This is a genomic window from Nonomuraea sp. NPDC049421, assembly GCF_040677005.1.
Classification (GTDB): Bacteria; Actinomycetota; Actinomycetes; order Streptosporangiales; family Streptosporangiaceae; genus Nonomuraea; species Nonomuraea salmonea.
In genome coordinates, this window is sequence record NZ_JBFAQA010000063.1 from 1 (window position 1) to 12015 (window position 12015).

Annotated in this window: 15 protein-coding genes; 9 read left to right on the forward strand and 6 right to left on the reverse strand. The window is 72.0% G+C overall.

The window, feature by feature from the left end; all coding sequences use genetic code 11:
* The 4 genes from AB0K18_RS49790 to AB0K18_RS49805 form a co-directional block, all read left to right on the forward strand.
* Nucleotides 1–255, forward strand: a 255-nt coding sequence (locus tag AB0K18_RS49790; protein ID WP_364930079.1) for a DUF1996 domain-containing protein, incomplete at its 5' end; no start/stop codon positions are given.
* 67 nt (nt 256–322) lie between these two features.
* On the forward strand, nt 323–865 hold the full coding sequence (locus tag AB0K18_RS49795; RefSeq protein WP_364930082.1) for a DUF305 domain-containing protein: 543 nt from the start codon (nt 323–325) through the stop codon (nt 863–865).
* 9 nt (nt 866–874) lie between these two features.
* Nucleotides 875–1093, forward strand: coding sequence for a phosphotransferase (locus AB0K18_RS49800; RefSeq protein WP_364930083.1), 219 nt, complete (start codon nt 875–877; stop codon nt 1091–1093).
* 519 nt (nt 1094–1612) lie between these two features.
* A complete protein-coding gene (locus AB0K18_RS49805; protein ID WP_364930085.1) occupies nt 1613–2029 on the forward strand; it encodes a PPOX class F420-dependent oxidoreductase in 417 nt (138 codons plus the stop codon).
* Nucleotides 2030–2290: 261 nt separating this feature from the next.
* Here AB0K18_RS49805 and AB0K18_RS49810 read toward each other — a convergent pair whose 3' ends face one another.
* Together AB0K18_RS49810 and AB0K18_RS49815 are read right to left on the reverse strand one after the other, a co-directional pair.
* Complete coding sequence (locus tag AB0K18_RS49810; RefSeq protein WP_364930088.1) at nt 2291–2689, reverse strand: DUF202 domain-containing protein; 399 nt, start codon at nt 2687–2689, stop codon at nt 2291–2293.
* Nucleotides 2686–3069, reverse strand: coding sequence for a DUF202 domain-containing protein (locus AB0K18_RS49815; protein ID WP_364930091.1), 384 nt, complete (start codon nt 3067–3069; stop codon nt 2686–2688). The genes AB0K18_RS49810 and AB0K18_RS49815 overlap by 4 nt, the downstream gene beginning before the upstream one ends.
* A gap of 381 nt (nt 3070–3450) precedes the next feature.
* Between AB0K18_RS49815 and AB0K18_RS49820 the strand changes: the two genes are divergently transcribed.
* Complete coding sequence (locus AB0K18_RS49820) at nt 3451–4368, forward strand: sulfite exporter TauE/SafE family protein (RefSeq protein ID WP_364930094.1); 918 nt, start codon at nt 3451–3453, stop codon at nt 4366–4368.
* A gap of 234 nt (nt 4369–4602) precedes the next feature.
* Nucleotides 4603–4752: a hypothetical protein gene (locus AB0K18_RS49825; protein WP_364930097.1), complete on the forward strand. Its 150-nt coding sequence runs from the start codon at nt 4603–4605 to the stop codon at nt 4750–4752.
* Between the two features lie 44 nt (nt 4753–4796).
* Here AB0K18_RS49825 and AB0K18_RS49830 read toward each other — a convergent pair whose 3' ends face one another.
* The 4 genes from AB0K18_RS49830 to AB0K18_RS49845 form a co-directional block, all read right to left on the reverse strand.
* Entirely contained in the window at nt 4797–5201 is a 405-nt protein-coding gene (locus AB0K18_RS49830; RefSeq protein WP_364930100.1) for an arsenate reductase ArsC, read from the reverse strand.
* Complete coding sequence (gene arsB / locus AB0K18_RS49835) at nt 5194–6282, reverse strand: ACR3 family arsenite efflux transporter (RefSeq protein WP_364930103.1); 1089 nt, start codon at nt 6280–6282, stop codon at nt 5194–5196. Before arsB ends, AB0K18_RS49830 begins: the two co-directional genes overlap by 8 nt.
* Entirely contained in the window at nt 6282–6707 is a 426-nt protein-coding gene (locus AB0K18_RS49840) for a metalloregulator ArsR/SmtB family transcription factor (RefSeq protein WP_364930116.1), read from the reverse strand. Before AB0K18_RS49840 ends, arsB begins: the two co-directional genes overlap by 1 nt.
* Before the next feature lie 88 nt (nt 6708–6795).
* On the reverse strand, nt 6796–7131 hold the full coding sequence (locus AB0K18_RS49845; RefSeq protein WP_364930105.1) for a three-helix bundle dimerization domain-containing protein: 336 nt from the start codon (nt 7129–7131) through the stop codon (nt 6796–6798).
* 687 nt (nt 7132–7818) lie between these two features.
* Between AB0K18_RS49845 and AB0K18_RS49850 the strand changes: the two genes are divergently transcribed.
* The 3 genes from AB0K18_RS49850 to AB0K18_RS49860 are packed head-to-tail and all read left to right on the forward strand — an operon-like array spanning nt 7819 to nt 11908.
* Nucleotides 7819–9798 carry a phosphopantetheine-binding protein gene (locus AB0K18_RS49850; RefSeq protein WP_364930107.1) on the forward strand — a complete coding sequence of 660 codons (1980 nt, stop codon included), beginning with the start codon at nt 7819–7821 and terminating at the stop codon, nt 9796–9798.
* Complete coding sequence (locus tag AB0K18_RS49855; protein WP_364930110.1) at nt 9795–10925, forward strand: saccharopine dehydrogenase NADP-binding domain-containing protein; 1131 nt, start codon at nt 9795–9797, stop codon at nt 10923–10925. The genes AB0K18_RS49850 and AB0K18_RS49855 overlap by 4 nt, the downstream gene beginning before the upstream one ends.
* Before the next feature lie 32 nt (nt 10926–10957).
* Nucleotides 10958–11908: an NAD(P)/FAD-dependent oxidoreductase gene (locus AB0K18_RS49860; protein WP_364930113.1), complete on the forward strand. Its 951-nt coding sequence runs from the start codon at nt 10958–10960 to the stop codon at nt 11906–11908.
* The last annotated feature ends 107 nt before the right edge of the window (nt 11909–12015 follow it).

The window sequence follows — 12015 nt, forward strand, 5'->3', positions numbered from 1 at the left end:
GACCACAAGAGCCACATGGCCTACCCGGTGGCGGGGGCGTGTCCCAGCACGCACCCGGTGCCGGTGCCGAAGCTGCGGCAGGTCATCCGGTACCCGGTGAGCGGAGACCCGTCGCGCTTCCGGCTGTCGTCGGGCGGCGGGTTCACGATGCACGGCGACTTCTTCAACGCCTGGCCGGTGGCCGAGATGGAGCGGCGGGTGCGTGACTGCATCCGGCCGATCATCAAGTGCGGCGCCGACGGGCGTCCCTCGTAGGCGGTCGTCAGGTCCGGGCGGGCGTGCGCCCCGCCCGGACGTCTCTCCTCGTGAAGGGCGGTGGCGGGTGCGGTGGTTCGTGGTCTGCTTGGTGGTCGCCGTGCTGGCGGGATGCTCCTCCGCCGAACGGGACGCCGGAACGCCGGCCTCCTCCGCCGAGGCGTTCACGACGACCGATGTGGCGTGGTTGCAGCTCACCGACGCCCTGCACGCACGGGCCCGGCCCCTGCTGGAGCTCGCGCCGCGGCGTGCCGCCGGCCGGTCGCTGGCCGGCCTGGCCGTACGGCTCGGCAAGGAGCACGAGGCGGGCCGCGGCCGGTTGCGGGCGCTGCTCGCCGAAGCGGGGATCACCGGTGAGAACCCGCACCTCCAGCACGACATGCCGGGCATGCCCACGGCGGCGGACCTGAAGGCCCTGGCCCGGCTGCGCGACGGCGCCTTCGACCGGCGTTTCGCCGAACTGCTGCGGGCGCATCTGAGGCAGCTCGTGCTGGTCGCGAACGGTGAGCGGGACTCGGGCGGCGCGGCGGCGGCGCGGCAGCTGGCGGGGACGATGGCCCGCGAGCACAGCGACGATCTCGCCGAGCTGGATCGGGCGGTCGCCGCGTAGGTTGGGGGCATGGAGGCCGGAAAGCTGGTGGGTGCGGGACGCAGCGCCGAGGTGTACGCGTTCGGCGACGGACGGGTGCTGCGCCGCTACCGGGTGGACGCCGACACCAGGCGTGAGCTGGAGATCATGGCGTACGTGGCCGCGCACGGGTTCCCCGTGCCGGAGGTCTTCCCCGGCGAGAGCACCGCCACCGACCTGCGTGGTGATCGACTGGTGCAACGCCCGTGAGGGGCGGCCCGCGCTGGACTGCGCCCTGTCGGCGCTGATCCTCGTGCGGGCGGCGGTGGAGGGTGAGAGCGAGCTGGCGCAGGCGGCGCGGGCCTTGCTCGCCGTTCTGGCGAGGGAGCTAGCCACCTGCGGCCGTCGGCGTTCCGGATCTTAGGGCGGGGGGCCGCGTCAGGGCTGCCGGGATGGGCGTGCTCGGGTGATCGAACGGCCGGTTGCGGTGCCGGAGTGCCGCTTCTGGCGCGCGTATGGAGGTCCTTTGCTGACGTATGACCGCTTCTGACGCGGATGCGTCATCTGGAGGGTAGGGGCCGAAGTGTACGAATCGGCTCGCTGGTAGCGCCGGTGGCGGAGCGAGGGGAACAGGGGCGGGGAAGACGCATGATGACGTCGCTCGCCGAAGGACCTGGTCCCGCACTCCATGAGCTCGTCCGTGACTCGCTGCCCGCAGGCCATGGCAACGGCGACACGCCTTGCGGGGCCCGTTCGGGCGAACAGGAAAGGCAGACATCTGTGCACACCATGACGACCCGGGAATGGCACGAGTTCGTCACGCGCGGCGCGCGTACCGGGAAATTCGCGACATCGGGCGCCGACGGCGCTCCCCACGTCACGCCCGTCTGGTACGTCTTCGACGGCGAGGACTTCGCCTTCACCACCAACGGTGACACGGCCAAGGCCCGCCACCTGCGGCGTGATCCGCGCGCGGCGCTGTGTGTCGATGACGATGCCCCGCCCTTCGCCTACATCGAGGCTCGCGGCGAGGTGACTTTGAGCGAGGACCTGGACGAGCTCCTGGATGTCGCCACCCGGGCCGCCGCCCGGTATGTGGGCCCGGACCAGGCGGAGGAGTTCGGCAGGCGCAACGGAGTGCCCGGCGAGGTCGTCGTCCGGCTCCGCCCCACCAAGGTCATCGCCTACGGCGGCATCACCGAGTAGGACCTCGCATCCCGGGGTGGGGACGAGGCCGGCCGGAACAGTGAGGATGGCGGGACCACGTGGACGCGCGGGACGTGATCGTGGCCGGTGCCAGTTGGGCGGGCGGGCCGGCCCTGGCGTTGCGGGCGTTGCAGCGGTGGCGTGGCAGCCGCGCTGTCGCCGGCGCGGCGCACTTCGTAGAGCAGGCATCGGCGGAGCGCTCCCGCCGCCGGTCGCGGTGCCGGGGCGGGAGCGAAGGGCGCAGGCTCCGCTGCTGTCGGGTCAGCGAGGCGGAACGGTCGAGGAGGGAGAGGGCATCGAGGGAGCCTGGGGCCGGTGCGCCGGCAGGAGGGGGAGTGCGGGCGATCGGCTGGTCAGCAGGGTCGAGACGAGTGTGATGAGCGAGGCGAGCGTGAGGGCTGTGGCCAGTGCCCGCAGCCGGCGGTGCTGATGGTGCGCACCCGAGCGCAGGGGCGGCCGGTGGTGGCGGCTCAGCAGCCAGCACGAGACGCCCAGAAGCAGGATGATCAGGCCCACGGGTGGTACGGCCTTGGTGACGGCGGCGCCCAGGGCCAGCAGGGACACGGTCGTCCTGATCCAGGCCAGATGCGTGCGTTCGGGGGCCAGACCTGGATCTCGGCCGGGGGTGCCGCCATGGCGCCGGCGAGGCTCGGGGGTCATGAGCCGCGCAGGACGACGAGGGCGGCCAGCAGCGCGACCGCTGTGATGATGATGACGAGGATGCGGGGCAGCAGGGAACGTGGCAGGCGGTGGCCGTGGCGCATGGCGTGCTGGTTGCGCCGCCACTCGAGGTAGGCGCCGCCGGGCAGGAGCGCACCTAACGCGATCAGGGGCACCGCGAGCATGCGCCGCGCGCCGGGCAGGCCGGGGAAAGGGGGTAAGACCTGCACGATCGCCAGTCCCGCGATCAACAGGGCGAGGGCGGTGCGGCTCCAGGCCAGGAACGTGCGTTCGTTGGCGAAGGTGAAGCGGACATCGGGTTCGGCGTCGGCGGGGGTGCCGTTGTGGCCGGGTGCGGGGGCTGAAGCTGTATTCTCCATGTAATCAATAGATAACTGAACGCAGTCATTTGTCCAGGTGTAAGAGGCGCCGGCGAGGCGGGCGGCACGGCCCCGGCGCCGGCCGGTCCGGGCTGGAAAATGTCGCCCGGCGGGCTCGGTGAGGCGGACGGTAATGGACTGCTTTGCGCCAAGTGGGCGCGCGGGAGCGACAAGCATCTGTCTCCGTGGCCACTTGATGCACAAGCATCACATCCAGCTACTGAGAGTAGTTACTCATTACTCACAGTAAGGGATCTGGATGTCCATCTCCTTCGCGCTCCTGCGCGGTCTGGCGCCTGCCCCGCGTCATCGCCGGCCATCACCTCTCGAACGCAGAAGACACGCCCGCCGCACGCCTCTGGTCCGCAGGAGGCCGTTCGCATGATCATCGACTTCCCTCTCCTGGCGGGCTCTTTCCTGGTCGCGGTGATCGTCGGTCTCACCGGGATGGGCGGCGGCGCCCTGATGACCCCCATGATGATGCTGTTCTTCAACGTGCCGCCGCTGGCCGCCGTCTCCAGTGACCTGGTCGCCTCGGCCGTCATGAAACCCATCGGCGGCTACGTGCACCTGCGTCACGGAACCGTCAACCTGCGCCTGGTCGCCTGGCTCTGCGCCGGATCGGTTCCCGCCGCGTTCTGCGGAGTGTTCCTGGCCCGGGCCTTCGGCACCGAGGCCGCTGCCCAGCAGGCCGTGAAGTACGCCCTCGGCATCGCCCTGCTGCTGGCCGTGGCCGGCCTGGTCGCCAAGGCCTTCCTCGCCGTACGGGAACGGTCCGGAGCCGAAGCCGACATCGCGCAGATCTCCCTGCGCCCGATCCCCACCCTGCTCGTCGGCATGATCGGAGGAGCGACCGTCGGCATCTCCTCGGTCGGCGCCGGCTCCCTGATCATCGTCGCGCTGCTCGCCCTCTATCCCACGCTGAAGGCCAACCAGCTCGTCGGCACCGACCTGGTCCAGGCCGTCCCCATGGTCGCCGCCGCCGCTGTCGGCCACCTTCTCTACGGCGACTTCCAGCTCCACCTCACCACCTCTCTCATCCTCGGCTCCATCCCCGGCGTCTACCTCGGCGCCCGGATCTCCTCCCGCGCCCCCGGCGCCGTCATCCGCGCCATGCTCGCCGTGGTCCTGCTCGCCTCCGCCCTGAAGCTGCTGGAGGTGAGCAACCAGGCCACCGCGTGGATCCTGTGCGGCGCCACAGCGACAGCCACGGCCTGCTGGTACGTCCTGCGCCGCGGCCGCCCAGGACTGGAGGAGCAAGCCACTGCGGCACCCGCCCCGGCCAGCCGTCCGGGCTGAAGGCCGAGCCCGCCCGGCCGCCTCGATGAGCACTACCGGCCGATGCCGGTGCGCCATGAGCACAGTCACACGCCGCGAGCTGACGTGTGGCTGTGCCCGAGCCGCCATCGGCCATTCGGGTGGTCGAGCCTCCACGTGGCGGGGTGCTCGGGACGCCGACGGCCGGGGTTGCGCAGAGGTCATGCATGTCTTCGCCGTCCAGCGGAACGGCCACTTCCCAGATGCGGGCCGGTCATGTCCGCCCGCCGTGACCTCGACGCTCTGGCCATGGCAGGGGTCCCCGTGTACGCCGGACTGGTCGAACGGCTCGAAGTGACCGGCCCGCCTGGTGTGCGGGACCACCTCACCTTGATCGGCAACGCGCTCGTCGAGCGATACGGCTGAGACGACCCCGACGGTCCCGGCCTGAACCCGTCCGTGGAGGCAGGTCAGTCAGGCAGCAGTTCGCCGAGCAACTGCTCCACGCGCGAACGGATGTCGTCCCGGATCAGGCGGACGGCATCGATGCCCTGCCCCGCCGGATCGTCGAGCTTCCAATCCTCATACCGCTTGCCCGGGAAGATCGGGCACGCGTCGCCACAGCCCATGGTGATCACCACGTCAGATGCCTGGACGGCGTCGCCCGTGAGGATCTTCGGCCGGGCCGCGGCGATGTCGATGCCGACCTCGCGCATCGCCTCGACGGTGACTGGGTTGACCTGCCCGGCCGGGGCGGAACCGGCCGAGCGGACTTCGACACGGTCGCCGGCCAGGTGGGTGAGCCAACCGGCGGCCATCTGGGAGCGGCCGGCGTTGTGGACGCAGACGAACAGGACGGACGGCTTGTCAGGCACGTACGGGCTCCTTGCTGAACAGGCGGCGGCCGGCCAGGCTGACGTAGACCAGGGAGACCAGGACGGGGACCTCGATGAGCGGGCCGACCACGCCGGCCAGGGCCTGGCCGGAGGTGACGCCGAAGACGCCGACCGCCACGGCGATCGCGAGTTCGAAGTTGTTGCCGGCGGCGGTGAAGGCGAGCGTGGTCGTCTTGTCGTACGGCAGGCCGATCGCCCGGCCGGTCAGGAAGCCGCCGCCCCACATCAGAGCGAAGTAGGCCAGCAGTGGCAGGGCGATGCGGGCCACGTCGCCGGGCTGGGAGGTGATGGTGTGGCCTTGCAGGGCGAACAGGATGACGATGGTGAACAGCAGGCCGTACAGAGCGATCGGGCTGATGCGCGGCAGGAAGCGCTGCTCGTACCAGGCTCTGCCCTTGGCGCGTTCGCCGAGCTCGCGGGAGGCGTAGCCGGCGGCGAGCGGGATGCCGAGGAAGACGAGCACGTAGAAGGCGATGTCCCAGGCCGAGACGTCGAGCGCGGCCTGGGACAGGCCGAGCCAGCCGGGCAGCATCTGCAGGTAGAACCAGCCCAGGACACCGAAGGCGATCACCTGGAAGATGGAGTTGAGCGCGACCAGGACGGCGGCGGCCTCGCGGTTGCCGCAGGCCAGGTCGTTCCAGATGAGGACCATGGCGATGCAGCGGGCGAGCCCGACGATGATCAGGCCGGTGCGGTACTCGGGCAGGTCGGGCAGGAAGCTCCAGGCCAGGGCGAACATCAGCGCCGGGCCGAGCACCCAGTTGAGCAGCAGTGAGGAGAACAGCAGGCGGCGGTCGCCGGTGACGCTGCCGAGCCGGTCGTAGCGGACCTTGGCGAGCACCGGGTACATCATCAGCAGCAGGCCGAGCGCGATCGGCAGTGAGATCTCACCGACCTTGACCGCCTCCAGCGCGGTGTCCAGGCCGGGCACCAGCCGCCCGAGCAGCAGCCCCGCGCCCATGGCGGCGATGATCCACACCGGCAGGAACCGATCGAGCACCGACAGAGCACCGATCACGCCGGCCGGCGGCGCGGCGGCCTGTGCGGGTTGGGCCGACATCACCGCGACACCGCCGCACCGGCCGGCAGGCCGGCGGCTTCGCCGGTGGGCCCGCTGGCAGGCCCACCGGGGGGCCCACCGGCGGGCCCACCGGCGGGCAGGGTCAGCAGGGCCGACAATTCGCCCAGCGTCTCGGGCACCAGCCGGTAGTACACCCAGGAAGCCCGCCGCTCGGAGGCCAGCAGCCCCACCTCCTTGAGCACCTTCAGGTGGTGGCTGATGGTCGGCTGGGACAGCTCGAAGGCGTCGGTGATGTCGCACACGCATACTTCTCCGCCGGCCCGGCTGGCCACGATCGACAGGATGCGCAGCCGCACCGGATCGCCCAGCGCCTTGAACACCCGCGCCACCCCGGCCGCCTGCCCGGCGTCCAGCGGCTCGCGGGTCAGCGGCGGGCTGCACTCCAAGATCTCCAGCAGTTCCATCCACTGCCCTTCCGTATAGACATCCATCGAAATAGGTGTACGTCTATATTGACATGCGTCTCTGCCTGCCGGGGACGTGAGCCTGCTCTCAGCCGGCCGGGACGCCGAGGTCGGCCAGCAGGGCGCGGACACCGGCCAGGCGGGTGAAGAAGCCGAGCGCCATCTGCGAGCGGCCGGCGTTGTGCACGCACAGGAACAGCACAGTCGGCAGGCCGCCGGCGTCCTTGCCCTCGATGCGGGCCAGTGCGCGCAGTCGCCGGCGGGCGAACCGCTCGGCCAGCAGCGGCAGGTAGTTGGCGATGACGGCCCGGCCGGCGAACTGGTCGCGGCAGCCCCTCGACCACCAGTTCGGGCGGCGTGACGATGGTGTCCCACGGTGGTTCGCCGGTGCGGTAGAAGCCCTCCAGCGCGCGGGATTTCCCACGGCATCCGGCGCGAGCCGAGCGCGGCAGAAGGCAGAGCGGCGGCTCGCCGATCAGCGGGAACCTCGTCAACGCCGGATTCCGGCGCAGCACCGCCCGCCCCTGAGTAGATCGGGGCATGGTGCACAAGCCGGCTCCCGAGGAGGCGGCTTCGATCCGGCTCCACAACAGGCTCACGATCAACGCCTCTCGGACTGATTGATAGGCGCCACCCAATCCCCCCCGAAACCCTCACTGAACGGCGTGAAGTCAGGAGTTCAAACGACGGGCGATCAAGAGCGCCGCCCGTTTCCGCCGTATTCCGGTGGCGCTCCCAGGAGTCGTTCCCGTCCCGGCAGGTCGCCGGGACGCGCCGGTTCGCGGTGGCCCGGCCAGCTGGAGAACGCGTGCTGGCCGCACTGACCTGCGACTACGTCCCGCTGGTCACCGAGCGGGCGCCGGTGGCGGTGATCAGCGGCAGACGCATCGTCACCGCCCCCGGCGAGCCCTCACGTTCACGCCGCCCGCGCCTGCGCCCTGCTCTGGGGCGACCTCTACCCGGCCGTCATCGTAGTGCCATGATCGCCGCAAACCGTCCATCGCTATAGAAATGATTATCGTTCGCATCTATTCTGGCGGGGCACCGATGGACGGACGGCGGGCCTGCCCGCGCGTCGTCCTTCCATGAAGACCGGTTGATCGGAGATGGCATGTCCTTGTCCCACGCCCCGCATGACGACCTCGAAGCCGAGCTGAGCCGGATCTGGGGAGAGTTGCTCGACGTGGACCCCGAGGAGATTCCTGCCGACGCCGCATTCCTGCGGCTGGGCGGCGACTCGGTCCTGGCCGTACGCATGTCGGCCATGGTCCGCAGGCGGATGGCGGTGGAGCTGGCGCTGTCGGACGTGACGGTGGAGATCACCTTGGCCCGGCTCGCGGAAGCGATTCGCCGGCGCAGGGCCGGCGGGAACGGAGCACAACGCGCCCTGCCGGTGGAGATCGAGCGTCGTGCGGACCCGTCGGCGCCGTTCCCGCTGATGCCGCTCCAGCAGGGATACTTCGTCGGGCAGCACGACGGCTGGGAGCTGTCGTACGAGTCGGCGCACTTCTACGCCGACTTCGGGCTCGCCGGCCTGGACGGCGACGAGGCCCCGGAGGCGCTGGAGGACGCGCTGGCGCGGCTCGCCCTGCACCAGCCGATGCTGCGGGCACGGATCACCGCGCAGGGAGAGCAGTACGTCCTCGCGCCCGACGCGCCCGGCGCGATCCCGCGGCCCCGCGTGTACGACTTGCGCGCGGCCGGCCCGCAGGAGGTGCAGGCGCACCTGCTGGCCGTCCGGCACGAGATGCGCACCACCGGACCGAACCCGCTGCACGGACCGGGCCTGGACATCCGGCTCAGCCTCCTGCCCGGCGATCGAGGGCGGCTGCACACCGGCGAGAGCCTGCTCATCATGGACGGCTGGTCGGCGACCCTCCTCAACCGCGAACTGCTCACCCTGGCCGCCGATTGGAACGCCGTCCTCGCCCCGCTGGACGTCGACTTCGGCGACTACGTGACCTCGCTCGGCCGGCTGCGTGACAGCGAGCCGTACGCCGCGGACCGCGACTGGTGGCACGCACGGCTCGGAGACGTGCCGCGCCCGCCCGCCCTGCCGCTGCGCGCCGACCCCCTGGACGTGCGGGCCAGCACCATGGAGACCCTGGAGAACCACGTGGCGGCGGACCGCTGGGCGGCGCTGCGCGACCAGTGCGCCCGCCGGGAGGTCACGCCGTCCGCCGCGATGCTGACCGCCTTCTCCGTGGTGCTCGCCCGCTGGGCCGGTCACCGGCGGATGCTCCTCAACTCCCTGCAGCTCAACAGGCTGCCGTTGCATCCCGACATCCATCGCGTCATTGGCGCGTTCGCCACCACGATGCTGATCCCGCTGGAGCCGGCGCGGGGCCGTACGTTCGCCGAACTTGCGGCGGAGACGCAGCGGACCTTCACCGAGCACGCGGCGCACAACCTGGTCTCCGGCGTGGAGGTGTCACGGGAGCTGGCCCGGCGGCGTGCCACCACCCGGCCGGTCGCACCCGTGGTCTTCCAGAGCACCCTCGGCATGGACGCGGCGATCGGCGCGCAGGCGGAGTCCGCGGGACCGCTGGGCGATCTGAACTTCGACGACTTCCACCAGCAGCTGCGCACCCCGCAGGTGGCGCTGGAGGCCCGCTTCTACGAGCTGCGCGACGAGCTGGTCCTCGTCTTCTCGCTGGTGAAGGAGCTGTTCGACACCGAGCAGGTGGACGCCGCCTTCGCCGACCTGCTGGCGCTGGTCGAGACGCTGGCCGACGAGGCGGGCTGGGACCAGGTCGTCGACCTGCCCGCCGCGGCGGCTGCCGAGCCCGCGCCCGGCCTGACGCTGGACCGGCTGCCGGAACCCGATGCCGACCACGGTGACGGCCCGCCGGTCGACGAGCTCGAACAGCGGATCTGCACGGTCTGGGAGGAGGTTCTCGGCGTCCCCGTGCTCGACCGGGGCGCCGGCTTCTTCTCCCTCGGCGGCGACTCGCTGCTGGTGGTCCGCACCCTGGCCCGGATAGCCAAGGAGACGGGCGGCGCGCCAAGCGTGCGCGAGTTCCTCAACGCCCCCACGGTGGCGGGCGTGGCGGCGGCGGTCCGGGCACGCCTGGCGGACGCGCGGCCATGACGGTGATCGGCGTCCTCGGTGGCGCGGGAACGGTGGGCCGGGTGGCCGTGGACCGGCTGGCCGGCGAGGGCCTTGGTGAGCTGCGCATCGGCGGGCGGGACATCGACCGGGTGCGCGCCGTCTGCCGCGCGACGCCGGGTGCGGCCGTTCCCCGGCGGGTGGACCTGCGCGACCCCGATGAACTGCGCGCCTTCTGCGCGGGCTGCCGGGTCGTGGTCAACTGCGCCGGGCCGTCCTACCAGGTGCTCGACACCGTGGCAGGGGCCGCGCTGGCGGCAGGAGCGGACTACGTCGACGCCGGCGGGGACGTGACGGCCATCGGCGCCTTGAAGTCCGCCGCCCCGCCGGAACTCGCCGAGCGGGCGGCGGTGTTCTCGGCCGGGGTGATGCCGGGGCTGTCCGGGCTGCTGCCGCGCCTGCTGGCGACCGGACCCCTGGCCCGGCTGGACGGCTACGTCGGAGGCGCCGCCCGCATCAGCGCCTTGTCGGCGGTGGACGTGCTGCTGACCCGTGGCCCGCGCTTCGGCACCGCCCTCGCGGCCTGGCGGGACGGACGGATCGCGCCCGGCGCCCTGGCCCCCCTGCACGAGGTGACGTTGCCCGGCTTCGCCGGGCGGGTGCACGCCTGGCCGTTCCTGTCGGCCGAGGTCGCCGGACTCGCCACTGAGCTGGACGTCGCGGAGGTGCGTAACTACACCGTGTACGTCACCGACGCCATCCCCCGGGCACTGGCGGCGGCATGGGCGGACGACGCGCCCATCGAGGAGCACGTCCCCTCGGTCGTGGCGGCGGCCGAGGCCGACCTCGCCGCCACCGGCCCGTACTACACGCTGCTCTTCCAGGCCGTGCCCGCTCCAGGGCCCGCTCCAGGGCCCGCTCCAGGGCCCGCTCCAGGGCCCGCTCCAGGGCCCGTCCCAGGGCCCGGACTTACGGCCCCGCGCCGCCTGATCCTGCGGACGCCGGACTCGTACGCGCTCAGCGGCGTCGTCGCGGCCATCGCCACCGGCGAGGTGCTGGGCGGCCGGGTCAAGCCGGGCGCCTGGTCCGCCGCCGAATGCCTGGACGCTGCCGCCGTCTTCGCCCGGCTGGCCGCAGACCCGCTCGTGACGCAGGCCGAGATCCGCTAGTGCCCCTCCTATTCCGAGCATGAAGGATGAAGATGATCAACGGTAAGAGCCAGACGAGATACGACGTGATCGTGGTCGGCGGTGGCCCCGCGGGGCTGAGCGCCGCCCTGGTCTTCGGACGGCAGCGACGGCGGGTCCTGGTGATCGACGGGGGCAACGTGCGCAACGCGCCGGCCTCCGAGATGCACATGTATCTGAGCCGTGACGGGTTCCCGCCCGCCCGGCTGCTGGAGCTCGGCAGAGCGGAGCTGGCGGCCTATCCGTCCGTGGAGCTCCGGCGGGGCGCCGTGCGGTCGGCCCGGGGCAAGAAGGACGACTTCGAGGTCGAGCTCGACGATGGAGCGGTCATGTGGGCGCGGCGGCTCGTCCTGGCCACCGGACAGGTGGACGAGCCGTACCCCATCGAAGGGCTGAAGGAGCGGTTCGGGCGCGGCGTCTACCACTGCCCGTTCTGCCACGGATGGGAGACGCGCGACCGGTCCCTGGCCGTGATCACGCGCGTCCCCGCGGAGACCTCGCTCGCGCTGTACGTCGCCGACCGGTTCAGCGACGACGTGGTCCTGTGCACGCACGGCCCGCTGGAGCTGCCCCCTGTGCTCGCCACCAAGTTCGGCGAGCAGGGCGTCCGGGTGATCGACACCCCGATCGTCCGGGTGACGGGCGAGCCAGGCGCCCTGGAGCTGCACTTCGCCGACGGCAGCACGCTGGCCCGCGAGGACCTCTACCACCGTGCGCCCACCCGGCAGCACTCGGCGCTCGCCGCCGAGCTGGGCTGCGAGCTCAACGCCGACGGGACCGTCCGGGTGAACGAGCTGCAGGAGACCACGGTGCCGGGCGTGGCGGCGGCGGGTGACACCGCCAAACTTCCCGCCGTCCCGGACGCTCCCACGCTGGTCTCGCTGGGCGCCGCGGACGGGGTGCGCGCGGCGGTGTGGATGGACGGCGACCTGTTCCGTTCCGACCTCGGCCTGACCCCGTCCTGACCTGGGGGTGGGGGGGGGGGGGGGGGGGGGCCCGGCCCCCCCCCCCCCCCCCCCCCCCCGCCCCCCCCCCCGCCCGGCCCCCGCAGAAGACGACGAACCCACCGCAG

Coding starts and splice junctions, on each gene's coding strand:
- AB0K18_RS49800 (WP_364930083.1), top strand. CDS start 875: ATGGAGGCCGGAAAGCTGGTGGGTGCGGGACGCAGCGCCGAGGTGTAC.
- AB0K18_RS49805 (WP_364930085.1), top strand. CDS start 1,613: ATGACGACCCGGGAATGGCACGAGTTCGTCACGCGCGGCGCGCGTACC.
- AB0K18_RS49810 (WP_364930088.1), bottom strand. CDS start 2,689: ATGACCCCCGAGCCTCGCCGGCGCCATGGCGGCACCCCCGGCCGAGAT.
- AB0K18_RS49815 (WP_364930091.1), bottom strand. CDS start 3,069: ATGGAGAATACAGCTTCAGCCCCCGCACCCGGCCACAACGGCACCCCC.
- AB0K18_RS49820 (WP_364930094.1), top strand. CDS start 3,451: ATGATCATCGACTTCCCTCTCCTGGCGGGCTCTTTCCTGGTCGCGGTG.
- AB0K18_RS49825 (WP_364930097.1), top strand. CDS start 4,603: ATGTCCGCCCGCCGTGACCTCGACGCTCTGGCCATGGCAGGGGTCCCC.
- arsB (WP_364930103.1), bottom strand. CDS start 6,282: ATGTCGGCCCAACCCGCACAGGCCGCCGCGCCGCCGGCCGGCGTGATC.
- AB0K18_RS49840 (WP_364930116.1), bottom strand. CDS start 6,707: ATGGAACTGCTGGAGATCTTGGAGTGCAGCCCGCCGCTGACCCGCGAG.
- AB0K18_RS49850 (WP_364930107.1), top strand. CDS start 7,819: ATGTCCTTGTCCCACGCCCCGCATGACGACCTCGAAGCCGAGCTGAGC.
- AB0K18_RS49855 (WP_364930110.1), top strand. CDS start 9,795: ATGACGGTGATCGGCGTCCTCGGTGGCGCGGGAACGGTGGGCCGGGTG.
- AB0K18_RS49860 (WP_364930113.1), top strand. CDS start 10,958: ATGATCAACGGTAAGAGCCAGACGAGATACGACGTGATCGTGGTCGGC.